This is a genomic window from Enterobacter cloacae complex sp. SYL003 (assembly GCF_049236925.1).
Classification (GTDB): Bacteria; Pseudomonadota; Gammaproteobacteria; order Enterobacterales; family Enterobacteriaceae; genus Enterobacter; species Enterobacter intestinihominis.
Map to the genome: position 1 here is coordinate 420622 of NZ_JBMKJK010000001.1, position 26091 is coordinate 446712.

The 26091-nt window shown below is 51.3% G+C and carries 32 protein-coding genes and 1 pseudogene; 26 read left to right on the top strand and 7 right to left on the bottom strand.

The genetic code is table 11. From position 1 onward, the window contains the following. From ACOT1A_RS01965 to ACOT1A_RS01975, 3 genes and pseudogenes are all read left to right on the top strand, one after another. The gene (locus ACOT1A_RS01965) at nucleotides 1-1014 is read left to right on the top strand and encodes an ABC transporter ATP-binding protein (protein WP_017384234.1); all 1014 of its coding nucleotides are present in this window, start codon (nucleotides 1-3) and stop codon (nucleotides 1012-1014) included. Then, nucleotides 1011-2015 (top strand): murein tripeptide/oligopeptide ABC transporter ATP-binding protein OppF, encoded by a 1005-nt coding sequence (oppF, locus tag ACOT1A_RS01970; RefSeq protein ID WP_022648351.1) that lies wholly within the window; start codon nucleotides 1011-1013, stop codon nucleotides 2013-2015. The genes ACOT1A_RS01965 and oppF overlap by 4 nt, the downstream gene beginning before the upstream one ends. A gap of 14 nt (nucleotides 2016-2029) precedes the next feature. Next, nucleotides 2030-2898, top strand: a pseudogene (locus ACOT1A_RS01975) (ion transporter). Nucleotides 2899-2929: 31 nt separating this feature from the next. Here the strand turns inward: ACOT1A_RS01975 and ACOT1A_RS01980 are convergent. After that, nucleotides 2930-3259, bottom strand: a complete 330-nt coding sequence (locus ACOT1A_RS01980; RefSeq protein WP_006810881.1) for an HI1450 family dsDNA-mimic protein — start codon at nucleotides 3257-3259, stop codon at nucleotides 2930-2932. A gap of 33 nt (nucleotides 3260-3292) precedes the next feature. Further along, nucleotides 3293-4753: a cardiolipin synthase gene (gene cls, locus ACOT1A_RS01985; protein WP_022648349.1), complete on the bottom strand. Its 1461-nt coding sequence runs from the start codon at nucleotides 4751-4753 to the stop codon at nucleotides 3293-3295. A gap of 143 nt (nucleotides 4754-4896) precedes the next feature. Between cls and ACOT1A_RS01990 the strand changes: the two genes are divergently transcribed. The 4 genes from ACOT1A_RS01990 to leuE all read left to right on the top strand — a co-directional run bounded on the left by ACOT1A_RS01990 (nucleotide 4897) and on the right by leuE (nucleotide 6442). Continuing rightward, the gene (locus ACOT1A_RS01990) at nucleotides 4897-5070 is read left to right on the top strand and encodes a YciY family protein (protein WP_017384232.1); all 174 of its coding nucleotides are present in this window, start codon (nucleotides 4897-4899) and stop codon (nucleotides 5068-5070) included. A 118-nt stretch (nucleotides 5071-5188) separates the two neighbouring features. After that, on the top strand, nucleotides 5189-5317 hold the full coding sequence (locus tag ACOT1A_RS01995) for a KPN_01571 family protein (RefSeq protein ID WP_209662595.1): 129 nt from the start codon (nucleotides 5189-5191) through the stop codon (nucleotides 5315-5317). Nucleotides 5318-5328: 11 nt separating this feature from the next. After that, nucleotides 5329-5739: an Exc2 family lipoprotein gene (locus tag ACOT1A_RS02000; protein ID WP_022648348.1), complete on the top strand. Its 411-nt coding sequence runs from the start codon at nucleotides 5329-5331 to the stop codon at nucleotides 5737-5739. A gap of 67 nt (nucleotides 5740-5806) precedes the next feature. Further along, nucleotides 5807-6442: a leucine efflux protein LeuE gene (gene leuE / locus ACOT1A_RS02005; protein WP_006810877.1), complete on the top strand. Its 636-nt coding sequence runs from the start codon at nucleotides 5807-5809 to the stop codon at nucleotides 6440-6442. 110 nt (nucleotides 6443-6552) lie between these two features. Here the strand turns inward: leuE and ACOT1A_RS02010 are convergent, their stop codons facing one another. Both ACOT1A_RS02010 and ACOT1A_RS02015 read right to left on the bottom strand, forming a co-directional pair. Beyond that, nucleotides 6553-7563, bottom strand: coding sequence for a phage integrase (locus ACOT1A_RS02010; protein WP_333027887.1), 1011 nt, complete (start codon nucleotides 7561-7563; stop codon nucleotides 6553-6555). Nucleotides 7564-7659: 96 nt separating this feature from the next. Further along, a complete protein-coding gene (locus ACOT1A_RS02015) occupies nucleotides 7660-7956 on the bottom strand; it encodes a helix-turn-helix domain-containing protein (protein WP_323344238.1) in 297 nt (98 codons plus the stop codon). A gap of 135 nt (nucleotides 7957-8091) precedes the next feature. Here ACOT1A_RS02015 and ACOT1A_RS02020 point away from each other — a divergent pair, with 135 nt between their 5' ends. From ACOT1A_RS02020 to ACOT1A_RS02055, 8 genes are all read left to right on the top strand, one after another. Beyond that, nucleotides 8092-8367 carry a regulatory phage cox family protein gene (locus ACOT1A_RS02020; RefSeq protein WP_045352347.1) on the top strand — a complete coding sequence of 92 codons (276 nt, stop codon included), beginning with the start codon at nucleotides 8092-8094 and terminating at the stop codon, nucleotides 8365-8367. 166 nt (nucleotides 8368-8533) lie between these two features. After that, nucleotides 8534-9034, top strand: coding sequence for a hypothetical protein (locus tag ACOT1A_RS02025; RefSeq protein WP_064910464.1), 501 nt, complete (start codon nucleotides 8534-8536; stop codon nucleotides 9032-9034). 66 nt (nucleotides 9035-9100) lie between these two features. Further along, nucleotides 9101-9319, top strand: coding sequence for a DUF2732 family protein (locus ACOT1A_RS02030; RefSeq protein ID WP_368958399.1), 219 nt, complete (start codon nucleotides 9101-9103; stop codon nucleotides 9317-9319). Between the two features lie 22 nt (nucleotides 9320-9341). Continuing rightward, the gene (locus ACOT1A_RS02035; protein WP_088126646.1) at nucleotides 9342-9620 is read left to right on the top strand and encodes a DUF5405 family protein; all 279 of its coding nucleotides are present in this window, start codon (nucleotides 9342-9344) and stop codon (nucleotides 9618-9620) included. Between the two features lie 12 nt (nucleotides 9621-9632). After that, nucleotides 9633-10454 (top strand): hypothetical protein, encoded by an 822-nt coding sequence (locus ACOT1A_RS02040; RefSeq protein ID WP_368958458.1) that lies wholly within the window; start codon nucleotides 9633-9635, stop codon nucleotides 10452-10454. Continuing rightward, entirely contained in the window at nucleotides 10451-12667 is a 2217-nt protein-coding gene (locus tag ACOT1A_RS02045) for a replication endonuclease (RefSeq protein WP_368958398.1), read from the top strand. The genes ACOT1A_RS02040 and ACOT1A_RS02045 overlap by 4 nt, the downstream gene beginning before the upstream one ends. Before the next feature lie 273 nt (nucleotides 12668-12940). Continuing rightward, a complete protein-coding gene (locus ACOT1A_RS02050; RefSeq protein ID WP_058677171.1) occupies nucleotides 12941-14380 on the top strand; it encodes a DNA cytosine methyltransferase in 1440 nt (479 codons plus the stop codon). A gap of 96 nt (nucleotides 14381-14476) precedes the next feature. After that, a complete protein-coding gene (locus ACOT1A_RS02055; RefSeq protein ID WP_058677170.1) occupies nucleotides 14477-15715 on the top strand; it encodes a type II restriction endonuclease in 1239 nt (412 codons plus the stop codon). 456 nt (nucleotides 15716-16171) lie between these two features. Here ACOT1A_RS02055 and ACOT1A_RS02060 read toward each other — a convergent pair whose 3' ends face one another. Then, nucleotides 16172-17197 carry a phage portal protein gene (locus ACOT1A_RS02060; protein WP_368958397.1) on the bottom strand — a complete coding sequence of 342 codons (1026 nt, stop codon included), beginning with the start codon at nucleotides 17195-17197 and terminating at the stop codon, nucleotides 16172-16174. A gap of 1 nt (nucleotide 17198) precedes the next feature. Next, nucleotides 17199-18968, bottom strand: coding sequence for a terminase ATPase subunit family protein (locus tag ACOT1A_RS02065; protein ID WP_368958396.1), 1770 nt, complete (start codon nucleotides 18966-18968; stop codon nucleotides 17199-17201). A gap of 165 nt (nucleotides 18969-19133) precedes the next feature. Here ACOT1A_RS02065 and ACOT1A_RS02070 point away from each other — a divergent pair, with 165 nt between their 5' ends. The 11 genes from ACOT1A_RS02070 (at nucleotide 19134) to ACOT1A_RS02120 (ending at nucleotide 24808) form a co-directional block, all read left to right on the top strand. Next, a complete protein-coding gene (locus tag ACOT1A_RS02070; RefSeq protein WP_368958395.1) occupies nucleotides 19134-19988 on the top strand; it encodes a GPO family capsid scaffolding protein in 855 nt (284 codons plus the stop codon). A gap of 55 nt (nucleotides 19989-20043) precedes the next feature. Then, a complete protein-coding gene (locus ACOT1A_RS02075; RefSeq protein ID WP_368958394.1) occupies nucleotides 20044-21111 on the top strand; it encodes a phage major capsid protein, P2 family in 1068 nt (355 codons plus the stop codon). Between the two features lie 3 nt (nucleotides 21112-21114). After that, the gene (locus ACOT1A_RS02080) at nucleotides 21115-21870 is read left to right on the top strand and encodes a terminase endonuclease subunit (protein WP_250128949.1); all 756 of its coding nucleotides are present in this window, start codon (nucleotides 21115-21117) and stop codon (nucleotides 21868-21870) included. Between the two features lie 99 nt (nucleotides 21871-21969). Next, nucleotides 21970-22476, top strand: coding sequence for a head completion/stabilization protein (locus ACOT1A_RS02085; protein ID WP_368958393.1), 507 nt, complete (start codon nucleotides 21970-21972; stop codon nucleotides 22474-22476). Then, a complete protein-coding gene (locus ACOT1A_RS02090) occupies nucleotides 22476-22679 on the top strand; it encodes a tail protein X (RefSeq protein WP_332945456.1) in 204 nt (67 codons plus the stop codon). Before ACOT1A_RS02085 ends, ACOT1A_RS02090 begins: the two co-directional genes overlap by 1 nt. Beyond that, on the top strand, nucleotides 22670-22891 hold the full coding sequence (locus ACOT1A_RS02095) for a hypothetical protein (protein WP_014170137.1): 222 nt from the start codon (nucleotides 22670-22672) through the stop codon (nucleotides 22889-22891). The genes ACOT1A_RS02090 and ACOT1A_RS02095 overlap by 10 nt, the downstream gene beginning before the upstream one ends. Beyond that, entirely contained in the window at nucleotides 22875-23384 is a 510-nt protein-coding gene (locus ACOT1A_RS02100; protein WP_250128948.1) for a lysozyme, read from the top strand. Before ACOT1A_RS02095 ends, ACOT1A_RS02100 begins: the two co-directional genes overlap by 17 nt. Next, nucleotides 23381-23806, top strand: coding sequence for an Rz-like lysis system protein LysB (gene lysB / locus ACOT1A_RS02105; RefSeq protein ID WP_250128947.1), 426 nt, complete (start codon nucleotides 23381-23383; stop codon nucleotides 23804-23806). The genes ACOT1A_RS02100 and lysB overlap by 4 nt, the downstream gene beginning before the upstream one ends. After that, nucleotides 23694-23939 (top strand): Rz1-like lysis system protein LysC, encoded by a 246-nt coding sequence (gene lysC / locus ACOT1A_RS02110; RefSeq protein ID WP_250128946.1) that lies wholly within the window; start codon nucleotides 23694-23696, stop codon nucleotides 23937-23939. The genes lysB and lysC overlap by 113 nt, the downstream gene beginning before the upstream one ends. After that, nucleotides 23902-24369: a phage tail protein gene (locus ACOT1A_RS02115; protein ID WP_250128945.1), complete on the top strand. Its 468-nt coding sequence runs from the start codon at nucleotides 23902-23904 to the stop codon at nucleotides 24367-24369. The genes lysC and ACOT1A_RS02115 overlap by 38 nt, the downstream gene beginning before the upstream one ends. Beyond that, nucleotides 24362-24808: a phage virion morphogenesis protein gene (locus tag ACOT1A_RS02120; protein WP_250128944.1), complete on the top strand. Its 447-nt coding sequence runs from the start codon at nucleotides 24362-24364 to the stop codon at nucleotides 24806-24808. The genes ACOT1A_RS02115 and ACOT1A_RS02120 overlap by 8 nt, the downstream gene beginning before the upstream one ends. Nucleotides 24809-24887: 79 nt before the next feature. Here ACOT1A_RS02120 and ACOT1A_RS02125 read toward each other — a convergent pair whose 3' ends face one another. Then, a complete protein-coding gene (locus ACOT1A_RS02125) occupies nucleotides 24888-25865 on the bottom strand; it encodes an FRG domain-containing protein (protein WP_368958392.1) in 978 nt (325 codons plus the stop codon). Nucleotides 25866-26091: the final 226 nt, after the last annotated feature.

The following is a 26091-nucleotide window of genomic DNA, read 5'->3' on the forward strand; positions in this document are numbered from 1 at the left end:
ATGACCATTATTGAAACGGCAACCGCGCCACAGGCGCAACAGCGGACCAGCGCACTGCTGGACGTTAAAGACCTCCGCGTGACGTTTAAAACCCCCGACGGTGATGTGACTGCCGTTAACGATCTCAACTTCGACCTGCGTGCCGGTGAAACGCTGGGCATTGTGGGCGAATCCGGTTCCGGTAAATCCCAGACCGCATTCGCGCTGATGGGCCTGCTGGCATCAAACGGCGTGATCGGCGGTTCGGCGACGTTTAACGGGAAAGAGATCCTGAACTTGCCGGAACATGAGCTGAACAAGCTGCGCGCCGAGCAGATTTCAATGATTTTCCAGGATCCGATGACCTCCCTGAACCCCTATATGCGGGTGGGTGAACAGCTGATGGAAGTGCTGATGCTCCACAAGGGGCTGGGCAAAGCCGAAGCGTTTGAAGAGTCCGTCAAAATGCTGGATGCGGTGAAAATGCCTGAGGCACGCAAGCGCATGCGCATGTATCCGCACGAATTCTCCGGCGGTATGCGCCAGCGCGTCATGATCGCGATGGCATTGCTTTGCCGGCCAAAACTGCTGATCGCTGATGAACCAACCACCGCTCTCGACGTGACCGTCCAGGCGCAGATCATGACGCTGCTGAACGAGCTGAAGCGTGAGTTCAACACCGCCATCATCATGATCACCCACGATTTAGGCGTCGTTGCCGGGATCTGCGACAAAGTGTTAGTCATGTATGCAGGCCGCACGATGGAATACGGTAATGCCCGCGATGTGTTCTACCAGCCAGCCCACCCGTACTCTATCGGGCTGCTGAATGCCGTACCGCGCCTCGATGCGGAAGGGGAGTCGCTGCTGACTATCCCGGGCAACCCGCCAAACCTGCTGCGTTTGCCAAAAGGCTGCCCGTTCCAGCCACGCTGTCCGCATGCGATGGAAATCTGTAACAGCGCACCGCCGCTGGAAGCGTTTGCCCCAGGCCGTCTACGCGCCTGCTTTAAGCCGCTGGAGGAGCTGGTATGAACGCAATCGACGAAAAAAGAAATGTGCTGCTCGAAATCGCTGACCTGAAGGTCCATTTCGATATCAAAGACGGTAAACAGTGGTTCTGGCAGCCAGCCAAAACCCTGAAAGCGGTGGATGGCGTCACGCTACGCCTGTACGAAGGGGAGACCCTGGGCGTGGTGGGCGAATCCGGCTGCGGCAAGTCGACGTTTGCGCGTGCGATCATCGGCCTGGTGAAAGCCACCGACGGGAAAGTGGCCTGGCTTGGCAAAGATCTGCTGGGGATGAAGCCGGATGAATGGCGCAATGTGCGCAGTGATATCCAGATGATTTTCCAGGATCCTCTGGCGTCCCTGAACCCGCGTATGACCATTGGCGAAATCATTGCCGAGCCGCTGCGCACCTATCATCCGAAGATGCCGCGCCAGGAAGTTCGCGATCGGGTGAAAGCGATGATGCTGAAGGTGGGTCTGTTGCCTAACCTCATCAACCGCTACCCTCACGAGTTTTCCGGCGGTCAGTGCCAGCGTATCGGTATCGCACGCGCGTTGATCCTTGAACCGAAACTGATTATCTGTGATGAGCCGGTTTCGGCGCTGGACGTTTCCATCCAGGCCCAGGTGGTTAACCTGCTACAGAAATTGCAACGGGAAATGGGGCTGTCGCTGATCTTCATCGCCCACGATCTGGCGGTGGTAAAACACATTTCAGACCGTGTGCTGGTCATGTATCTGGGCCACGCCGTGGAACTGGGCACGTATGATGAGGTGTACCATAATCCGCTGCACCCTTATACCAAAGCGCTGATGTCTGCGGTTCCCGTTCCGGATCCCGATCTGGAAAAAAATAAAACCATTCAGCTTCTGGAAGGTGAACTGCCTTCGCCAATCAACCCGCCTTCAGGCTGCGTATTCCGTACGCGATGCCCAATAGCCGGGCCGGAATGTGCAAAAACACGGCCGGTTCTGGAGGGCAGTTTCCGACATGCGGTTTCCTGCCTGAAAGTAGACCCGTTATAATCGCAAGGGCTGACATGATGTCAGCCCTTATTTTTTAGAGGTTAATGTGTCGCGATTATTCACGTCGGCCCGTCAGCGGCTTTATCACCTTTTATTTGATCCAGAAACGGTTTCCGGTCGCCGTTTCGAGGGTCTGTGTGGCTTATTTGCGCTGATTAGCGTCATTATTATCTTTATCGAATCCGGTGCCGGAACGCAGTACCACATGACGTATGAGGAGTGGCACGTATTTGTCTGGCTGGAATTGATCGTCACGCTGGTGTTTACCGCAGAGTATGTGCTGAGGGTCATTAGCTGGCCAAATCCGGCGAAATACGTTTTCAGCTTCTGGGGATTTATTGATTTAGCCACTATCCTGCCGCTGTATGTCATGTGGCTGTGGCCTGAGATCAGCCTGAATTATGTGTTTGCCTGGCGCGCAATGCGGGCGATTCGTGTGTTACGAATTCTGAAGCTGCTGCGCTTTATGCCGTCGCTGAGGGTTTTTTGGGTCGCCATTGTCAGCGCCCGCCACCAGCTTATTCTCTTCTATTCGTTTATTGCTATCGTGATGATCGTTTTTGGCTCCCTGATGTATTTAATCGAAGGGCCAAAATACGGGTTTACCACGCTTAATGCGTCGGTTTACTGGGCTATCGTCACGGTGACCACCGTGGGCTATGGCGATATTACACCGCATACGCCGCTCGGACGTATTGTGGCATCGATTCTTATTCTGATCGGTTATTCGGTAATAGCGATACCGACGGGGCTAATTACCACCCATATGAGCAGCGCCTTCCAGAACAGCAAGCAGCAACGCAAATGTCCGAATTGTCAGCAGGGAAATCATGAACCCGGGGCGCGGTTTTGTCACCGCTGTGGAAATGCCTTGCCGGATTAAATAAAAAAGGCTGCGCGGGCAGCCTTTTTTATTATTCACGCCAGAGAATATGGCACAGCTTGTGGTCTTTCTCGCGGCACAGCAGGACGCGGGCAAAGATGTCGTTAATTTCTCCGCCGTCTTCATCTGCCAGGCCAATTACCACCTCAGCGAAGAAGTCCGGGTTGAGATCAAAATCGACGTGTTCGGCCCAGTCTTCAGACGGATCGAACAGCTCAGCACCGCCACGCTCTTCAAATTGCAGGTTGAAAAGAATGACGTCAGCAGGGTCGAGATTATCGACCGCCAGCTCGAGAAAAATATCGTAGGCCTGTTCGAGCGTTTCGTCTTCGGTCAGGCGATTGTTCAGATCCATTTCCATGATGACTACCTGTTAAACATCGTTGGGCACGTTTTACAGCAACGGACTAAAGAAGTAAAACAGTCGTTCGGCAATTCGCTGCCACAGCGGACGTTTCGCCCACAGTCTGGCGTCCAGCAGGCGTGAGCGGGAGATATAATCATCCTGAACCGCCGCCAGATCGCCGCCGAAACCGGCGTCATCAATGACCAGCGTAATTTCAAAATTCAGCCACAGACTGCGCATATCGAGGTTGACGGTACCCACCAGGCTCAGCTCTCCGTCTACCAGCACGCTCTTGGTGTGTAACAGACCGCCTTCGAACTGATAGATTTTAACGCCCGCGGCCAGCAGCTCACTAAAGAACGCGCGACTTGCCCACCCGACCAGCAGCGAATCGTTCTTGCGCGGCATAATAATGCTCACATCCACTCCGCGCTGTGCCGCTGTACAGATGGCGTGCAGAAGGTCGTCGCTGGGGACGAAATAGGGCGTGGTCATGATCAGATATTCCCGCGCTGAGTACGCGGCGGTAAGCAGTGCCTGATGGATCAGATCTTCCGGGAAGCCTGGACCGGAGGCGATAGTGTGGATAGTGTGCCCGCTGGCTTCCTCAAACGGCATGATATTGCCATCCGGCGGCGGGGGAAGAATGCGTTTACCGGTTTCAATTTCCCAGTCGCACGAATAGACGATGCCCATAGAGGTTGCCACCGGGCCTTCCATGCGAGCCATCAAATCGATCCATTGCCCCACGCCGGAATCCTGTTTAAAGAAGCGGGGGTCGACCATGTTCATGCTGCCGGTGTAGGCGATATAGTTATCGATCAGAACCATTTTCCGGTGCTGACGAAGATCCATGCGGCGCAGAAAGACGCGCATAAGATTCACTTTCAGCGCCTCGACCACCTCGATACCGGCGTTGCGCATCATGCCTGCCCACGGGCTACGGAAAAAGGCCACGCTGCCGGCGGAGTCCAGCATCAGGCGGCAGTGGATACCGCGACGTGCAGCGGCCATCAGCGATTCGGCGACCTGGTCCGCCATGCCGCCCGGCTGCCAGATATAAAACACCATCTCGATATTATGCCGGGCGAGCTGGATATCACGGATCAGCGCCTGCATCACGTCATCGGAAGAGGTCATCAGTTGCAGCTGATTGCCTTTTACCCCAGCAATGCCCTGGCGGCGTTCGCACAGCTTGAACAAAGATGCGGCCACGCTGCTGTTCTCTTCGGCGAAGATATGCTTGCAGGCTTTAAGGTCGGCAAGCCATTTTGCCGTGGAGGGCCACATGGCACGGGCGCGTTCGGCCCGGCGTTTACCCAGATGAAGTTCACCGAAAGAGAGATAGGCGATGATGCCCACCAGCGGCAGAATGTAGATAATCAGAAGCCAGGCCATGGCGGAAGGTACCGCTCTGCGTTTCATCAGAATGCGCAACGTCACCCCGGCAATTAACAGCCAGTATCCTAAAATGACCAGCCAACTCACCACGGTGTAGAAGGTTGTCATAAATAAAAAATCCTTTTGAAAGCGTATTGTTATGAGTTTACGCATCAGGATTCATCTGGCAAATAAAAACGGCAGATAAAAGCGCTGGTTTGCCGCCTGCTTAGGCATATAATGGCATCTCTGTTAGAGAAAGAGTTGTAGACATGAAGCGCAGTAGAACTGAAGTAGGGCGCTGGCGCATGTTGCGACAGGTGAGTCGTCGTAAGGCTCGTTGGCTGGAAGCACAATCCCGCCGCAATATGCGTATCCACGCCATCAGAAAATGTGGCCTGAACAGACACCGTAACGCGCTGCTGTTCGCGGTCCAGGATATCTGAAAAGCATGAGGGGCACCGTAAAGGTGCCCATTAAACATCCAGACTATCAATCTTTGCAGTCTCCTCCCGTCTGCTTTCCACGATATACTACGTCCCCATAACGTCATGATATTAAAAGATGAATCCTTATCTCTGGATTTTTATTGCACTTTTGGCGCTGGATGCGCTCAGGGAAGGTTTAGGACTTTCGTCATTTTCCTCATTGGCAGATTATGTTTTTGCGTGGGGAATACATTGGCTTTATTAAAGCAAAAAAGGATGAACGTAAAAGTGATGGCAGCACTCTTCGGGATTGCAGTATTAAGCGGTTGTGCCAGTAGCAAAACCTCACCCGAACGGCACGCGTTTTATTTCGTGTCGCATCAGTCCAGCTTTACTGGCGGCAATTACACCTCCAGCGTGCAGAAAAATTATCACCTGAACGTAGCGCAGTTCCGCGAGCTTTATGCCCGGGGCAAAGCTGACCGTGCGGAAGGGCGGACTCAGGCTGAAGCCAGTGAATACGCGCAAAGCATTCGCGATCAGCTGAAAGAAAATGCGAAGTCGCAGGAATTGTACGCAGGCAACGCGAAGGATAAATGGTCTTCGGACATGGACAGTAAAGACGCCATATTATTTGGTAACGAACTGGCCGCGACTTATCTTGATGGTTATAACGGCGTACAATAGCGCAACTGATTCAGGGGATACCGTAATTGCCGGTATCCCCGCTGTTTTTGAGCAAAAGGAGTGAGACGTGTTTGCGGAGTTTGGTGTACTGAATTTCTGGACCTATGTTGTCGGCGCATTTTTTATCGTGCTGGTTCCAGGACCGAACACCTTGTTTGTGCTGAAAACAGGGATTGGCCACGGCGTTAAGAAAGGCTATCTGGCAGCCACCGGTGTGTTTATTGGTGATGCCGTGCTGATGTTTCTGGCCTGGGCGGGCGTCGCCGCGTTGATCCAGACCACTCCGGTATTATTTAATATTGTCCGCTATCTTGGGGCGTTTTATCTGCTGTGGCTCGGCGGAAAAATGCTCTGGTCCGTTATGACACGTCAAAAAAATGCGCACGAAAGTAGCGCCGAACCGGCAAGCGCGATCCTTAAGCGTTCGCTGGTGCTGAGCCTGACGAACCCGAAAGCGATTCTCTTTTACGTATCGTTCTTCGTGCAGTTCATTGATGTCAATGCGAAGAATACCGGCACGTCGTTCCTGATCCTCGCCACAACGCTTGAGCTGATCAGCTTCATGTACATGAGCTTCCTGATTTTCTCAGGCGCGTTTGTCACGCGTTATCTGAAAACCAAAAAGAAACTGGCGAAGCTGGGGAATGGGTTGATAGGCCTGCTGTTTGTTGGATTTGCGGCGAGGCTGGCGTCGCTGCACTGAATGAAGAAAAGGCTCCCGAGGGAGCCTTTTTAATGTCTGACGTAACTGGAAAGCCGCGCCAGACAAGGCTTCACGTTTTACTACTAGCAGTCAAAAGCCATAAAAAGCGGCTAGGGTGTGGACACATTGTGGACACTCTGACCACCATTAGCACCCTTCAGCGGGTTAAGCGAAATCGCGTCCTGCAGGTACTGAGGAGCGAAGTGCGCATAGACCATTGTCTGCGCAATTTTCGTATGACCTAAGATCCTCTGCAGTGTGATGATATTGCCCCCGTTAATCATAAAGTGCGTGGCGAAAGAGTGTCGTAGCGCATGTGTTGCTTGCCCCGCCGGTAAGTCGGGCTTAACTTCTTTGAGGATTCGCCTGAATTCAGCATAACTGGCCTCAGGAAACAGAAAGCCTCGTGCTTTGCCGACTACGTAAGCCGCAACGTCATCAGAGATCGGGACCGTGCGCGGTGTGTTGGTTTTCGTCTTAACGAAAGACACCCGGTTATGAATCACATTCTCCGCCTTCAATCGCGCAGCTTCTCCCCATCTTGCCCCGGTACTCAAACACAAAACCGCAATTTTACGATTATCACCTGAGAGCGCAGCTAGTAAGGCGTCAATTTCCTCAAGAGTGAGATAGCCCGTTTCGGCTGTCTGCTCTTTCAGTTTTTTGAATCCCCTGAATGGATGTTCACCGTTATACAGTTCTGACTCAATCAGGGTTGTGAACATCCCACCTAGCGTGATCAGGTCGCGGTTGATGGTAGTTGGCTTAATACCTTCACCCCGGCGTTGAGCACAATATTGCGTTATCAGGCTCTTGGTGATTTGGAAAGCGCATGGGTTACCGGTCATCGTTTCGAAACGCTCAATTTTCCTGAGATACGATTGACCGTGTTCCTCGTGTTTACCTTTCAGCTTCCACCATAACTCTTTCAGTTCTGACAGTTGGCGTTTGTCCGTGGGTTTTGAAAGCCATTCCTTTGAGTGATGGTTATATTGAGTATGCTTTTCAAAAGCCATCGCCTCGCTTTTCTTGTCGAACTTCCGACGGATGCGTTTTCCGTTACGCCCAGCCGGTCTAATGTCCACTTCATATCGACCATCATCGAGCTTTTTAACAGACATAAAGCCTCCCGATGATGTTACTTCGTACTTCAATTTCCTGATTTAAATAGCAAAAACTCACTGTGCATTTACTGCACAAATAAGCACCATAAATAGTTAGCCAGTTTTCTGGTCTGAGTGGGCTGACGTTGTTGTTTGCTGCCCAAAGTGCGCGAGAGCCGGTGCAATCTGCCCAGCTTCAGGTGATATCGTCTCTGTCATGAACCACATCGTATATTTTTTGAACTGAGGATGATTCAAAATCTTCATCACCGCCTGTATGCCCATATCTTTTACACCCTTCTCGTAACTCGAAAGAGAGCTGTATGGAACGCCTGTTAAGTCACTGAATTCTTTCCTATTCATACGTTCCGACTCACGCATGATCGCTAGCTTTTCATTTACGGGTATCATCGTAATTAACACTCCACTATTGATAGAAAAACGATAACGGAGTAATCTTCAATTCGTTATCGCAAACTAATGGCTCCAATATGGCAATTAATAGCCATTAGGAGCAATTAAAACACTAACGAGGAATACTCACAAATGAATAGGGTCATTGATAGTGTGAGCGACGCCGTTCCATACCAGGAATTCGCGCGCCTTATTGGTAAAACACCTGCGGCCGTTAAAGGCATGATTGAGAAGGGCAAGCTGCCTGTAGTCGAGATGACTGATCCGCAGTCAACAAGTGGGCGCGCTGGGGAATATTGGGTTTATCTGCCAGCGTGGAACAAGGGCATGAAGATGGCCTATGACAGCCGTCCGAAGGAAATTAGAGACGGTTGGCTGATGTGGCTCGGATTAGGGGGGCCAGTATGAAGAATGAACCTCGTTGCATTGCACAGTTGCTTAGAAGAGAAAGCCCTAATCCGTTCAACTTCACTATCACACACGGTCGCGGACGCAAGGGCATCATCATCCGAACCCGTAAGACGGGTGTTATCGAGAAGCTTCGTCGCTTGGTCAAAAAGAGAGGACTGTGGTTATGACGGTAATGACACTTGATGTGATCCAGAAACAACCAACGGCGCTTCGTGGTCTGGTCTGCAAGTATCTGGCTCAGCCTCGCTGGCAGGACACTTGTGATTTTTACAATCAGATGATGGAGCGGGAGCGTCTTACGGTTTGTTTCCATGCTCAATTAAAACAGCGTCACTCTGTGATGCGCTTAGAGGAAATGGCTGAAGCTGATCGTGAGCGTCTTGTTTGTGCGCTTGATGAATTGAGAAATGCATTCACCCGGTATCGTCAACTTGGCGCGTCAAAATCAACTTTCATCAGCCGCCTGACCGTCAGCCAAAGGCGTTCATTGTTTCTTCATGCTGGACTGACAGAGCAGGAATTTATGATGCCGCACTGGCGTTTGAATGAAGAGGACTGTTACTGGCGTGACAAACTTTTCCGCGCTCTGCGAGAGCTGTTCAGCCTTTTTGAATACGCACCAACTATTTTAACCTCGGTAAAACCTGAGCAGTATTTACATTAATTAATCTGGATTCGACTAATTACGCGCCTTACAGCGTGGGGACTCCTTTTGCCCGGAGATAGGCAAATGCAAGAACAAAATACAGCGCAGCGGGGGATGTATTCGGCACATCTGGCGCAGGCAGTAAGTGAGGCACAGCGCGATACGGCGACCCGTTTCTCTTCTCAGTTTGACGGGCTTATCGCGCACATCAGTAAGTCAGAACTTAATCGTACCGAGATTATCGAGTTATTAGGTCAGGAGTCGGAAAAGTTACACAACTCAATTTTTGGTAAGGCTGGCTAACCACTTTTAACAGGAAGCAAAAATGAGCATACGCATCGAGATTAATAACCAGTACGTCATCACCAGTGACCGCTATCAATTCATATTGCAGGAAAAAAAGACCGCTACATCCGGGAAGAATGAAGGTAAGGAATGGTTGGACGTTGTGGGTTACTACCCGACCATTTCTAAGCTCGTTTCGGGTCTGTTACTGCATAAAATTTTAACAGGTGAGTCCCGTCAGTTTTCGGATTTAGAAAAGCAGGTTGAGCGGCTGGCAGAAAAATGTCAGCAAGCTTTCAGTTCAAAGGCTAAGAGCTAGGCTGTGCTAATGATGACGGATTCGATTATCCATTATCACGGCACGCCAGTATGGGGAGACGCCGGTAACGTTCATCGTGTTGCAGTGAATGGTGCTGGCGCTTTTGTTTCTTTTGCCAGACCTGACCAGCTCGCCGCCTCGATTAAATATGCTTGCGCCATTGCTATTGATAATGGGGCTTTTTCCGCGTGGAAACGTGGTCTTGTTATCAATTGGCAGGAGTTTTATCGGTGGTTATTGCCCCACTATCATCACCCAAAGGTGTCTTTCTTTGTTATTCCTGATGTGGTTGAGGGTGGAGAAGCTGACAATGATGCCCTTATCGATTCAATGCCTCGCTGTTTCCGGGATAAAGCCGCGCCTGTCTGGCATCTTCATGAGTCATTAGACCGACTGGTTGAGCTTTGTAATGAATGGCCTCGGGTGTGCTTTGGCTCATCTGGTGAATATGCCAGCATCAGGACTGAGCGCTGGCATCGCAGGATGCGTGAAGCATTCGATGCAATTTATCTGAAACATAGCTTTAAAACTAAAATTCATGGCCTTCGTATGCTGGATGGCCGTGTCCTTGGAAACTATCCGCTTGCTACTGCAGATAGCACAAATCTCGCCTGTAATATTCCAAAATTTACAAGCAAATACCCTGAGATAACTCGATTCATTCAGGAGGCGGATTACAACCAGAAACTGAGTGAGCGTGAACTTAAAGCCGCCATTCTTATTGGTCGCTGCGCTATTCTGAAAAACGCGATCGAGAGTGTCACGCCTCCTGCAATTCAATGCTGGTCTGAAATGCCAAAGCATCCGCAACAGTTGGAGCTTTTGGTGGCATGACTGATTTCACATACCCTTGGAATAAATCCCGCGAGGCCATTGGCCGCGACAGACCCCTTACACGTGCCGAACTCCGTCAGGTGCAAGGTGTTTTAAACCGTATTGACCGTCTGCCATTTTTCCTGCAAACCCTGTTTACATCGCGTTATAACTTCATCCGCCGTCAAAAGAGCCCTTTGGGTGGGCTGTATTTCCTTAAAAACACATTTGAGCGCAAGCTGCTGCCGCGTCTTGAGCGTGTTAATGAGCTGTGCGGGATGAATGAATCCGCCTCGATTGGTTTTCTGTCCGAGCGCGACCAGTATGCGCGCTTACCAGATATGAATGACAAAGAACTCAGGAAATTTGCGGCCAGAATTGCCTCTCAGCTCTGGAGCAAATACGAGGAGTTAAGCGACGCCTGGGCGGAGGCGCACGGCGGGAAAGAGACACTTTTCACCGATGAAGCTCAGTCGCACCTATACGGGCAAGTGGCCGGTGTTGCTCGCGTATTTAACATCACCCCGATGTACTGGAAAAAATACCATAAGGGTCAGATGACGATCCGCATGGCATTTTCCGCTATTTCACGACTGATTAAAGACGAGTGGTGGGTCAACCAGCTCAAGGCGCAGAGGATGCGCTGGCGCGAGGCGCTGCTCATCGCAGCAGGTGAGGTCAACAAAGACCGTTCACCTTACGCAAGCAAAATAGCGATCCGCGATGTTCACGCGCGCCGCTTGGCTAATCTCGAATACCTGAAATCCTGCGAACTGGAAAACAAAATCACTGGCGAACGTATTGACCTCATAAGCAAGGTCATGGGGAGTATTTCGAACCCTGAAATACGTCGTATGGAGCTGATGAATACTATCGCCGGGATTGAACGCTACGCGACCAGCGTTGGTGACGTGGGGATGTTTATCACGCTGACCACGCCATCGAAGTATCACCCGACCCGTCAGGTTGGCAAAGGTGAAAGCAAAACGGTGCAGCTTAATCACGGCTGGAACGAAACAGCATTCACACCCAAAGACGGCCAGCGCTATCTATGCCGAATCTGGAGCCTGATGCGTACAGCTTTCAAAGATAACGATTTAGATGTTTATGGGATGCGCGTTGTCGAACCGCACCACGACGGCACGCCACACTGGCACATGATGCTTTTTTGCAAACCCGGTCAGCGTAAAGCCATTAACGAAATTATGCGTCGTTATGCCCTCAAAGAGGACGGACACGAAAAGGGCGCGTCAAAACAGCGCTTTGAGTCACGCCACCTTAATCAGGGCGGAGCGGCGGGTTATATCGCTAAATACATTGCAAAAAATATCGACGGTTACGCGCTCGACGGCCAGCTCGATCACGACACCGGCAAGCCTCTGAAAGATACGGCCGAAGCCGTCACCGCATGGGCGTCAACATGGCGTATCCCTCAGTTTAAACCGATTGGACTCCCGACGATGGGCGCTTACCGTGAACTGCGCAAACTGCCGCGTGGGGTGAGTATTGCCTGCGAGTTTGACGACAGGGTCGAGGCCGCGCGAGCTGCTGCAGATGAGGGGGACTTTGAGCGGTACATCATCGCGCAGGGTGGGGCAAACATGCCGCGTGATGCTCAGGCCGTCAGGGTCGCCCGTAAGGTGACTGATGAGGTCAACGAATACGAGGAAGATATCGAGAGGGTTGTCGGGATTTATGCCCCTCATCTCGGGGCTCATCGTGTCCATGTAACCCGTAAAGCCGAATGGCGCATAGTTCCAAAGGTTTTGGCCGTTGAGCCTTTGACCTTAAAAAGCGGCTCTGCCGCGCCTCGGAGTCCTGTCAATAACTGTGGAAAGTACACCGGCGGCGGCAATCCGGTTATGACACCCACACCGTCTGAGCAAGCTGCAGCGGTGTTAAATCTGATTGAGCGAGGGGTTATCGGTTGGAATGAGCCAGACGTCGTGAAGATACTTAACGGCGCGTTAAAAGCTGGTGCCACGCGCAATAATCGCCAGCAAAGAAGCGCTGCGCCGCTCAAACCTAGCGAGCAAGCGCCATCAGCTAGGATGACGAAGCTAGAAAGGAATCGCGTCGCAAAAATTCGTTTCGATTTGGCTCAGGAAGGGATTACCCCGGAACGGTGGGAACTCGACGCGCTGGCGCGTGGGGCAACGGTGATTTATGGCGATAAAAAATTCAAGTATGCGGCTGCTCATGAGTGGCCGGGATTTGCGGCCTATCGAGAGTAACCAATTAAAATAGTTATTAAATTGCAGCGACTCACTTAATGCTTGACCCAACATGATTTGTCCCGTGGAGATGGTTCATTAACTCACCTGTCAGCTTGCCTAAGTTTTGCATTTAAATACTAAAATTACTCACCTGTTGGATATGTTACTGGCGATTCATAATCATTTATTGTGTTTATGAGTTTTGCTAGATCACTGTATACATAACCATGTGGTTGTGTTAGGGTTGCATCAGTGAAATCGCATCACACATTTAACCCAGATGGAGTGGCAATGGAAGAATTACAGCCGGTCATCAAAGAGCTTTTAGAGAAATCCAAGGATATAGAAAAGCTTAGGCAGGAAGAAGATCTTCATCTTTTGAAGAAAGTTTTGGAGATTTATGATCAGAAAGTTGTGGCTGAAGTATTGCGGGCAGTCAGTGGCAGCGACTGGTCAAGGGAGGCTATTAATCGTTGGGTAAATGGTAAGCTAATCGGCAAAAGACTAGTTGAAGTTGAAGTGCAGATGCTACGAAGCATGCTGCCTAGTGCTCCCGCCCATTATGAGCAAAGTAAATTTCGTTTCATTGACCTCTTTGCCGGTATTGGAGGCATCCGCAGTGGCTTCGAAGCCATTGGCGGGAAATGTGTATTTACCAGCGAGTGGAATGAATTTGCAGTTAAAACATACAAAGCCAATTGGTACTGCGACGAGAATGAGCATGTTTTCAATTCAGATATACGTGATATTACTTTAAGCAATAATGATGATATTACTGAGGAAGAAGCCTACGCCAGCATTGATAAACATATCCCGGACCATGATGTTCTGCTGGCTGGTTTTCCCTGCCAGCCTTTTAGCTTGGCGGGTGTAAGCAAAAAAAACTCGCTCGGGCGAAAGCATGGTTTTGAGTGTGACACTCAAGGAACGCTCTTCTTCGACGTTGCACGTATTATCATGGCAAAAAAACCATCCGTTTTTGTTCTGGAAAATGTGAAGAATCTAAAAAGTCACGATAAAGGAAAAACTTTTCGCATCATCATGCAGACTTTAGACGAATTGGGATATGACGTAGCTGATGCTGATACAATGGGCTCTGATGACCCAAAAATAATAGATGGTAAAAATTTCCTTCCTCAACACCGTGAACGTATTGTGTTAGTCGGATTCAGACGAGACTTAAACCTTTCGGAAGGATTTACGTTAAGAGACATAGTTAAGGAGTATCCGCCACGTCTGCCAGCAGTTAAAGACTTGCTGGACAAGAGTGTCGATGAAAAGTATACACTTACTCCAAAGCTTTGGGATTATCTCTATAAGTATGCAAAAAAACATAAAGAAAAAGGTAACGGTTTTGGGTATGGTCTTGTAAATCCAGACAATAAATCGGCGGTTTGCCGTACCTTAAGTGCTCGATACCACAAAGATGGATCAGAAATTTTGATTGATCGTGGCTGGGATCATAAAAAAGGCGAAGATGATTTTTTTGATGCTGAAAACATGGCTCGGCGACCACGTCGCCTGACTCCAAGAGAATGTGCTCGTATCATGGGATTTGAACAACCCGGTAAAGTCACTTTCCGTATACCTGTCTCAGACACCCAAGCTTATCGTCAGTTCGGGAATTCAGTTGTAGTACCTGTTTTTGCTGCTGTTGCCAGACTGCTTAAATCTAGAATAGAAAGAGCTGTATTGCAGCGTGAAACCGACTCATTTAATGAAGCGGTATGAAAACTGAAAAATGAAGCGCCGATCGGCGCTTTTTTTATTCCACATTACAACCTATCTATGTAAATTACAGTTGTCAAACTTCAACAGGACTAAGATATGGATATCAGACTCAAAGAACATTTTGAATTTGCTGCAGCCAAGACATTACGTGCGGTAGATGCTCTGCCAACTCGGTCTAACCAGCACGAGATAGGCGGATTAGTTGAAGCCGGTTTGGGGAGGGCTTTAGGTCCGTTAGCTGAACAGAAAAAGACAGAATTACAATGCAAAATGTTTCGACTCACAGATAGTGAGGAAACCCCCATCTGCGTTGATACCCAAGTTACTTGGTACAATACCCGTGCCGGAAATGAGAAACGGGGCCCTGAGTATCGTCTTTACTATCGCGATAACGCAGTCACTGAATGCTTAAATGAAGGTGACTTCATGCTTGTTGCGCTTAGACCAAATAAAGATTTGGTGATATGTTTTTGTCCGCAGGGAAGCCCGGTTGAATGGCAACTACGTGATTTGTTTGGCCTGAATAAAACCGGAGATTCAAAGTTTCACTCGTCTGAGCTTAACTCTCGCACACTGTTGGTAACGGTACAGATGTGTCTTGAGGAAATGGGCATCATCTTTGCTCAGGAAGGTGATGAAGATCAGTTGATACTTGAGCAACTCCTTGAAATATCACCTAATGGATTCCCAGCTTCCCGTGTGTTTTCGAATTTGGCGAGGGAGAGAGTTGCTAGATCTTCATTAGATAATTCTGACCAAGTGTTGATGGAGTGGTTAGCGCAAGAGGAAATGCTATTTCGCGTGCTAGAGCGGCATATTGTAAGAAAGCGGCTTAAGGAAGGATTTGGCCTGAATTTCGATGATGTTGATGAATTTATCAGTTACTCTCTCAGTGTTCATAACCGACGAAAGAGTCGGGTCGGATATGCTTTTGAAAATCATCTTGAGGTTACATTTGTTGAAAATGGACTCCATTATGAAAAAGGTGGAAAGTTTAACGTCACCGAAAATAACTCCAAACCCGATTTTTTATTTCCCCACTTTCGGGCCTATCATGACCCGTCATACCCGGTAAACTCGCTGTTTATGCTTGCAGCAAAAACCACCTGCAAGGATCGCTGGAGGCAGGTTTTGGCAGAAGCTGAACGTCTGAAAGAAAAATACCTTGTCACCTTGCAGCCCGGTGTCAGCGTTAATCAGATAAAAGAAATGAAGTACCACAATCTACAATTAGTAGTACCAGAGCCACTTATCAATGTTTATCCCCCAGAAGTGAGGGGAGATTTGATAACTCTTCAATCGTTTATCAATCATGTGAGACGTTCCCAAGTATAAAACTGACTTTTTCTGTCTCTTGCCAAAAGCGGTATGTCAGTGTTGCAGTATCTAATTGTCGGGTACCTCGAATTTTAAATTGAAGGCTCCAGAAACTATGGTTGTGTTGAAAAGAGAAGGATTTGGCACTATTTTCCTTTTTTTGTAATGCATGCATCCAGTGCATGAGTTTGCATTTAATCCTTAACACATTTTCTCTCTACCCGTGCCACTGCGGGAACGGCTTGGGGCTGCTGATGCACCTGCATTAAAAGCGACCCATTAAGCGCGCAGGCGAGGCGGGGATAGCACTGCGCGCCAGACGGAGTGACAGGATTTATTTTGCGCGTCTGTGCGCGTGGTGGCGGCGCGCTGAGCGATGAGGTCGAATCTCAGGCGGTGGCGGGGTTGCGTCGCGTGTGCGGCGTCTGACTTGCTCTGAGGGTGTGCCGCCCGGAGGCGGCATTTTGGGCGGGTTTAGTCGGTCTCGATGCTGTAATCCTTAAAGCGGATCACCTCCATTCCTAACCAATCATTAATCTCTTTAAACCGCTCCTGCAGCGGCGTCAGCTCGTTACGCACAAACACCCGCGCCACCTTCTCAATATCGCCCATTGAGCCGATATTCTCGGGCTTGCCGCCCATGAGCTGGAACGGTACGCGGTGCGCATCGAGCAGGTCGGCGGCGCTCACCTTCTTGATGTTAAAAAAATCATCCTTTGTTGCGACTTCACTCAGCGGCACGATCTTGATGCCATCCGGTTTCCCATTCGGGGCATAGAAAAACAGGTTTTTGAAATTCCCGAGCCCTTTCGAATCCCTCATCGCGGAGCGCAGCGACTCAACGTCAGTGCTGCTCTGCGCCGCGTCGGTGACGTACATGATGTAACCCGCGTGCGCGCCGTTCTGGTAATACTTGCGACGAAACAGCGTGGCGGATTCATTCAGCCAGGCTGAATTTAGCGCGCTAAGGTATTCCGGCATCCCGTAGAGCTCCTGATTGATGTCAGGCTCCAGCAAATGGCACACCGAGCCGGGCGCGAACTGGTGCGGGTGAGTGAAGTCCGACACGTACCAGTAAACGCCATCCTCGACGCCACGGCGGGTATATTTGGCCGGGGAGGTTTCCAGTTTAAAAAGCTGGCCGGTGACGCTCATGCGCTTTTCAAGATAGCCGTTTGCAAAGACCAGATAATCGAGCACAAGGCGGCTGAAATCCTGACGTGACAGCAACGGGTGCGGGATGTAGGTACTCGTCAGGATGTTGCGCTTTACGTAAATCGGAGAGCTGTGGTGCACGGCGGCGCGCAGGCTTTTCGCCAGCCCGGAGAAGTTGACCGGCGGCTCGTACCATTTGCCGTTATTAATGCATTCGACATAGTCGAGGATATCGCGGCGATCCAGAACGGGTGACGGTTCGCCAAAGGTGAACGCCTCGATTTTCTGCGGTTCGATGGCGGTCATGTTGGTCTGCTTTGTCTGTTTCTTTTGACGTTTTTTCATCTTAGTTAATGTCCAGAATTGAGCTTGATTGCATACCGCTACCGGCTGAAAGCGGCTCGTTTAACAGGGCGTGCATGGTCGCCCACGCGATATCCGCGTGGCTGGCTTCCTCACTGCGGCTGGCTTCATAGGTGGCGCTGCGGCCACTGCTGGTCATGGTTTTGCGGATAGCCATAAATGACTGAGTGATGTCGGTCGCACCGGCGTCATATTCCAGACATCCGCGCCTGATGGTGTCTTTTGCTTTCAGCACCATCGCGGTTTTCATTTCCGGCGTGTAGCGGATGGCGCGTGCCGCCGGGAAGAATGAGCGCACGAGCTGGTAAACACCCTGGCCGATGCCGGTCGCATCGATGCCGATATAGTCGACGGTGTATTTTTCGGTCAGCGCCCGGATGGCCTCGGCCTGCGCGGCAAAGTCCATGCCTTTCCACTGGTGACGCTCAAGAATGCGGAACTTGCCACCGGCAACCAGCGGAGGAGCCAGCACCGCACAGCCTGCGCTGTCGCCGGTGTGTGACGGGTCATAACCAATCCACACAGGACGCCAGTTAAACGGACGGTCGGCGAATGGCTCGAAGTCTTCCCATTCCTCCATCGCATCGACCATGCAACGCTGCAGCTCCTCGAACGGGAATACCGATGCCTTATCGTCGACGAACTCGCACATAAACAGGTTACGGAAGTCATCCGCGCTGTTTTCCTGCTTAAGCTGGTCAAGGTTAAACAGGGTACAGCCACCGGCAAGCGCGTCCTCAATGGTGACAATCTGCCGCCACTGTCCGTCACCGCACAGCACGCCACCGGCGAGCGCCTGATGACTGATATCGATGTCGACACGTTCGTCGCGGTTGCTGCGGCCACGGTTAAACAGCTCGCCTGACCAGAACGGATAAGCGCCGTGCGCCAGCGTCGACGGGGTCGAAAAATAGGTAGTGCGCAGGTGTGACTGCGAGGCCATGCCCGAGGCGACTTTGCGCAGCTTCTGGAAATTGGGTATCCAGAAAATTTCGTCGACGTACAGGTCGCCGTTGTGGCTCTGCGCGGTGTTGGAATTAGTCCCGAGAAAAATCAGCTCAGCGCCATTGTTGCCGATGACGATCGGGTCGCCTGACAGGTCGACGTCAACCAGACGGGCAAAGGCGATGATGTACTTACGGAACACGTAAGCCTGCGTTTTACTGGCCGACAAAAATATCTGGTTCTGCCCGGTCTTAAGCGCGCGCAGGAGGGACTCGCGCGCAAAGTAGAACGTCGCGCCAATCTGTCGCGATTTCAGGATATGACGGATGCGGTGCTCTAATCCCGCTTTATGCCAGCGGAGCTGATAGTCAAACGACTGGTCGAAGAAAATCTCTTCCAGCTTCTCAATTGCCTCCTCGCTGAAATAGTTTCGTTTCGGCTTTTTGCGATCCCCTTTGTTGCGGCTGGCGATCTTGGGATTTAAATCCACCTCGTTTCCGGTCTGGCCGTAGCGGTTCACGCGAGCAAGGCGCTCCATCTGGCGCGACAGAAAATCAGCGACCTTGAAGTCATGCGCCGTCAGGTCGGGCTTAGCGTATATCTGAATGAGTCGCGCCTCTAACGTCGATTCCACGCGGTTAATCGGCGCGGTGTCCTCCCATCCATCACGCTGTTTCCAGCTTTGCACGGTAGGGCGCTTGAGCTGCAGTATGTCGCAGATTTGCGGCACGGCGAAGCCCTGCCAGTACAGCAATCGCGCCTGTCGTCGCGGGTCATTTAACAGTGAAAGGTCCGTTGAAATGGTCATGCTTACCTCGTTTTTTTCTCACGAGGCAAGGCTAATTAAATGGCCGGGTATTATCGCTAAACCCTTGTTGTGTAGGATCTAATCGGATCGCAATCGGTGGCTGATACGGGTCAGAGTCGGGAAACTAACCCCGACCCGAAAACCCAACATCAGGACACCTGAACAATGGCAAAGAAAGTTTCTAAATGGTTTCGCATCGGCGTCGAGGGTGACACCTGCGACGGCCGCGTCATCAGCGTCGATGATATTCAGGATATGGCCGACACGTTCGACCCGCGCGTCTACGGCTGCCGCATTAACCTCGAACATATCCGGGGGTTGATGCCTGACAGCCAGTTTAAACGTTATGGCGATGTGACCGAGCTTAAGGCGGAGATTATCAGCGATGGCTCTGCGCTCGATGGCAAAAAAGCGCTGTTTGGCAAAATTCAGCCGCTCGACGAGCTGGTCAGCATGGTGAAAGCCGGTCAGAAGGTTTACACCTCGATGGAGATCCGCCCGAACTTTGCCAACAGCGGCAAATGTTACCTCGTTGGCCTTGCCGTTACCGATGACCCAGCAAGCCTCGGCACGGAATACCTCGAATTCTGCAGCCGCGCCACGCAGAACCCGCTCGCCGGTAAAAAAGACCAGCCGGACGACGTTTTTTCTGTCGCCTCACTGGCTGAACTGGAATTTGAGGACGTTCCCGACACCATGCTCAACAGCCTGACCGACAAGGTTAAGGCCATCTTCAGCCGCAAACAGGCCAACGATGATGCACGTCTCGCCGATGTGCATGAGGCTGTCACCACTGTCACCGAGCTGGTGCAAACCAACCTCACCGCCACCGACCAGCGCATCACCGAGCTGGAGACCGCTTTTGCGCAGCTTAAGCAGGACGTGACCAGCAAAGTCGATGAAAACGCGCAGGCGTTTACCTCACTGAAAAGCTCCCTCGACTGCACCGAAAGCCAGTGCCAGCCGCGCCGCGAGCTTTCAAAAGGCGGTACCGGCGACGAGCTGCTGACCAACTGCTGATAACCCGCCGGGCGTGCAGCCCGGCCTGATACCTATTACCCGAACAGGAATAACCATGCGTAAAGATACCCGCTTCAAATTCAATGCCTACCTGTCCCGCGTTGCGGAGCTGAACGGCGTTTCCACCGATGACGTGGCGAAGAAATTCACCGTCGAGCCGTCGGTCACGCAAACTCTAATGACCACGCTGCAGATGTCATCCGCGTTTCTGACCAAAATCAACATCGTGCCGGTCGATGAGCTGAAAGGCGAAAAGGTCGGGGTGGGCGTTAACGGTACGATTGCCAGCACTGCCGACACTGCCGGTGATGATGAACGTAAGACCGCTGATTTCACCGCGCTGGAATCCAATAAATACGAGTGCGCGCAGATTAACTTTGACTTCCATATCCGCTACAAACAGCTCGACCTGTGGGCGCGATTCCAGGACTTCCAGACCCGTATTCGTGACGCGATTATCAAGCGCCAGTCGCTCGATTTCATCATGGCCGGTTTCAACGGCATCGAGCGTGCGGCGACGTCCGACCGTAAAAAAAATCCACTGCTTCAGGATGTAGCCGTTGGTTGGCTGCAGAAGTACCGCAATGAAGCGCCAGCGCGCGTGATGTCAAAAATCACCGACGAGGAAGGGGCAGTGATTTCTGAAGTGATCCGCGTAGGTAAAAACGGCGACTATGCGAACCTTGACGCGCTGGTTATGGATGCCACCGGCAATCTGATTGACGAGATTTATCAGGATGACCCGGAGCTGGTTGTCATCACCGGGCGTAAGCTGATGGCGGATAAATATTTCCCTATCGTTAATCAGGAGCAGGCAAACACCGAGTCACTGGCCGCTGACATCATCATCAGCCAGAAGCGCATCGGCAACCTGCCAGCCGTGCGCGTGCCGTACTTCCCGGCAAATGCCCTGATGGTGACGCGTCTCGACAACCTGTCGATTTACTTCATGGATGACGCACACCGCCGCGCCATCATCGAAGAACCGAAGAAAGACCGCGTCGAAAACTACGAGTCAATGAATATCGACTACGTGGTCGAGGCTTACGCCGCCGGGTGCCTGATTGAAAACATCACGCTCGGTGACTTCACCGCACCTGCAGCACCGGAAAGCGGAGAGTAAGCCATGACGAGTCCCGCAGCGCGTCACATGATGCGGGTCTCGGCCTCTGAAACTGCGCAGCGGGCTGCTGTCCCGCTGCGCAATGCAACTGCCTATGAGCAGATGCTCGTTAAGCTGGCCGCAGACAACCGCACGCTAAAACAAATCAGTTCAAAAGAGCGAAAAGCCGCGAAAAAACGCGAGCTGCTGCCGTTCTATCTGCCGTGGGTAGCTGGCGTTCTCGAAAGTGGTAGAGGGGCGCAGGATGACATCGTCATGACGGTCATGCTGTGGCGTCTCGATGCTGACGATATCGCCGGGGCGCTGGATATTGCCCGTTACGCCATGACCTACGGCCTCACCATGCCGGTCGGCCGCCGTCCGACGCCGTGCCTGCTGGCCGAAGAGGTTACGCTCGCCGCGCAGCGCCTGCTCGCTGCAAAACAGCCGGTCGAACTGGCGAACCTGCTCGACACCATTGCGCTGACGGAGCGCGCGGATATGCCCGATATCGTGCGTGCGAAGCTGCACAAAATCACCGGCTACGTGCTGCGTGATGCGAAGCAACTGCCCGAGGCGCTGGCGCACCTGCAGCGTGCGATCCAGTTAGAAAGCACTATCGGGGTGAAAAAGGATATCGAGCAGTTAGAGCGTCAGCTCAGGCCAAAAGCCGAACCCGCCCCGAAAACCCAAAAGACTCAACCGCGCACGCGCAAACCTGCCGCTAAACCGGCGGCACGGCGCGGGCGTCCACCAAAGGCGGCAAAAGCCGCAGGTTAACCGAGCGCTCCCCGAGCCGGGCGGCACGCCGTTCAATGCGGGTATTCCTTACCCTGACAGCGAACGGCGTCCACCGCCCACCCATTACCCGAGGTTGTCATGACGACGCTGATTATTGAGCCAAAACAAGAGCCGCAGGATGTGCCGGGCGTGGTGATACCGCCACCAGGCGTGAGCGAGCCGGTAATCAAAAACACCCCGTTTTTTCCTGACGTGGATCCGAAGCGCGTGCGGGAGGAAATGCGGTTAGAACAGACCGTTTCCCCCGTGCGCCTGCGCCGGGCGATTAAGACCGCCATCGCGGAGACGAATGCGGAGCTGGGCGAATGGCGCGAGCATCAGCTCGAAGCCGGTCACGCCACGCTGGCGGATGTCCCGACCGACCAGCTCGACGGCGAGAGCGTGCGCGTTTTCCACTATTTCAACGCCGTGTGTGCCATGACGACCGCCACGCTCTATGAGCGCTTTCGCGGCGTGGATGCGACCGCCAAAGGTGACAAAAAGGCCGACAGTATCGACAGCACTATCGATGAGATGTGGCGGGATATGCGCTGGTCAGTGGCGCGTATCCAGGATAAAGCGCGCTGTATTGTGGGGCAAATCTGATGAAAGCGTATGCGCTGCAGGGCGACACCCTCGACGCGATTTGTGCCCGGTATTACGGGCGCACCGAGGGGATAGTCGAAACCGTCTTAGAAGCGAATCCCGGTCTGTCCGAGCTCGGCGTCATTCTGCCGCACGGCACGGCAATAGAGCTGCCCGAGACCGAGAGCGCGGCCAGAACCGAAACGGTGAATCTATGGGACTGAGCATGGAAAAAATCACCACGTTTATAGCCTACTGGCTGGCCGTTGCGCTGGCGTATCTCGGGGCAATTTCACCCGAAAAGATGGCGCTTTACGTGGGCGGCGGATGCGCCATTTTTACCGCGCTGACGAACTACTGGTTTAAGCGCAAAACCTATCTCTATCTGACGTCACTCGGACTCGATAAGGGGGCTATTCGTGAAATCAATCGTTAAAAAATGCAGTGTGGCCGCCGTGCTGGCGCTGGCAGCACTGGTGCCTGACTTTCGTCTGCTTAACACCTCGCCCGAGGGGCTGGCGCTGATTGCCGACCTCGAAGGTTGTCGCCTGACGCCTTACCAGTGCAGCGCGGGAGTGTGGACGTCGGGCATCGGCCACACTGCAGGCGTCGTCCCGAAAGGGGACATCACCGAGCGTCAGGCGGCGGCGAACCTTGTCGCGGATGTGATGAACGTCGAGAAACGTCTGGCCGTATGCGCGCCGGTGGAAATGCCGCAACAGGTTTACGATGCGCTGGTCAGCTTCTCATTCAACGTGGGAACCGGCGCGGCCTGCCGCTCAACGCTGGTCTCGTACATCAAGCGTCATCAATGGTGGCAGGCGTGCGACCAGCTCACCCGCTGGGTTTACGTGAATGGCGAAGTTAACAAAGGGCTGGAAAACCGCCGCGCGCGTGAGCGTGCCTACTGCATCAGGGGTATTCAATGAAAGTGATGTTGTTTTTACTGGCCGCGCTGATGGCGGTTGTGCTCTGGCAGCGCCATGAAAACGGCAACCTGATGCGCTCCTTTGAACGGGCAAACAAGGTGGCAGTTGAACAGAAATATGTGATCGGGATGCTGAAAAATCAGCTTTCCGTTTCGCAGGGAATTGCCAGGAAAAACGAAACCGCGCAGGTCACTTTACGCGGTGAGTTAATCGCCGCCGGTGCAATGGCCGTGCGACGGGAAGAAACCATTACAAGGCTGATAAATGAGAATGAAACGTTACGCCGCTGGTATAGCGACAAGCTGCCTGATGTTGTGCGCAGGCTGCACACCCGCGCCGGTTGCGCCTCCGCCGGTCATTGTTTACAGCGCCTGCCCGAAGGTGAGTTATTGCCCGATGCCGGAAAGCGATCCGGCCACTAATGGCGACCTGAGCGCCGACATTCGCAGGCTTGAGCACGCGCTCGCCGCCTGCGCGCTGCAGGTTGAAACCGTCAAAGACTGTCAGGATAAACTCGATGAAGAAAGCAATCAGCCTGCGCAAGGCGTTAACTGACGCCGTCCCGCAACTTAAAACCAATCCCGAGATGATGCGCATTTTTGCCGACGAGGGAAATATCGATGCGCGACTCGCGGCCTCGCTGTCACACGAAAAAAAATACACACTCAATGTGATCGTGTGTGATTTTGTTGGCGACCCTGATTTGATATTCGTGCCGGTGGCCGCATGGCTCAGGGAAAACCAGCCGGATATCTGCACGCTCGATGAGGGACGCAAAAAGGGCTACTGTTTCCTGATGGATTTGAACGACGAGGATAGTGTCGATATCAGCATCAGCCTGCAGCTCATCGAGCGCACCATCATTAAGGAGGAAAACGGCGCGCTGCATGTCAGTTATGCCCCGGAGCCGCCACTGCCTGAGCCCGTCACGCGCCCGAAAGAGCTCTATATCAACGGCGAACTGGTGAGCAAGTGGGATGAGTAACTTTAAGCCTTTTGATAACCAACTCGCCGGACTGCTTGCTGCCCTGTCACCCGCTGGGCGTCGAAAGCTTGCCGGTGAGATAGCAAAGCAACTCAGAACGGCACAACAGCAGCGTATCAAACAGCAAAAAGCCCCAGACGGGTCGCCCTATAAGGCAAGAAAACGCCAGCCACTTAGGGCAAAGACCGGGCGAATCAAAAGGGCGATGTTTCAGACATTGCGCACAAGCCGGTACATGAAAGCCAGTGGCCGTGAAAATAGCGCGGTGGTGGAATTTACCCGCAAGGTGCAGCGCATCGCGCGAGTTCATCAGTTCGGGCTAAAGGATCGGCCAAACGCTAGCGCGGAGGAGGTACAGTATTCAGAGCGACAGTTGTTGGGTTTTGGCAGACATGATGAAAAACTTGTTGAGAGGCTTTTACTCAAATGGATAGAATGAAAGCCTATCAATTCATAATGTTATAAACAAAATATCCCCTTTCCAAAGTCTTTGGTGCTGCTTTTTCAGTAGGGGGTTATTATATAGTGAACTTGAAATTTTTATTTGCGTGATTAAATTTCAGTGCCTGAGATAACCCGGATATCGAAGGGTATATTTTTGATGTGACAAACCCAAGCTGAATTAATTCTGTTTTTATTGCGTAGGGGTTTGATATTAAAATCTTCTTAAGGTTTTGAGAGTGTTTTGGTGTGAATGGTTTTAATATATTATTTTGGAAGGTAAACATGCATTCCTGACCATCCATTCTTCTATCGAATTTAAAGTGTGTAATAGATATTGGAGTCTGAGGTACGAAGCCTATCATCTCTACCGCTAGTTTTCTGAATTTATAGGATGATATTTTGCCGGAACTCAAAAAGTTAAACGTCCCACTTTGAAGGTCTGGCAGTGAATCTAATGCTTTTTTGTCATAAGCATTGTAACCACATTGAAATCCTTCATAAAATTCTTCACCTGTGAGTGTTTCTTCACCTGTGTAGCTATAGACTGCAGCATTGTTTTGTGTTTTTGGCTCTGAAAACTCAACAGCAAAAAATAGAGCCACGAGTGGATTTAAACTCCAGTCAATAAAGCGAGTAGGAAATCCATAATGTTGGGCGAGTAGTAAAAGTGATAGGTCAGAGTTAAGGATGAACTCCTTATTTTCTATTTCATTAAGGAATGGAGGTAAAAGGTTTTTGAAGTTAACATACCCGTGAAATATGGTATTTAACTTTTCATTTAATTGCTTGTTATATTTTTCAGTTTTAAATAGATCGTCAAACCTCTGGGAGTTTATAGTGATCTTGCCGTATTTGCTTTCTATATCCTCAATTGAAGGTATTACGCTTCGTGTAAGGGATGACAATATAGGCCATTTGGCGTCATGCTGCCCTCTAAATAAATTTCCGTAAAGCCATTCACCGTTTGAACTTTTTACAAGTTTAAGAAAGTCTGCGACGTTTGAAATTGTTCCTACGCAATTTGTAGTATCATCTAAATACAATTCTTTCATAATTCACCTAGGTGTTGGGGTTGTCATATATATTGTAACTTGATGTTTTACCAATATAAACTTAATTGTTGTGAATGCAACCTAATTTATTGAGATTTGGAAGGGGACGCGATTCGCTAATTTAACATAGGGATGTATTGGGCGATGAAGAGTACGTTTGAATTGACTTCATTTCGTCCTCTTTTTAAATACTGAATAAGTGCGAGGTTGTGCTATATCTCACAAA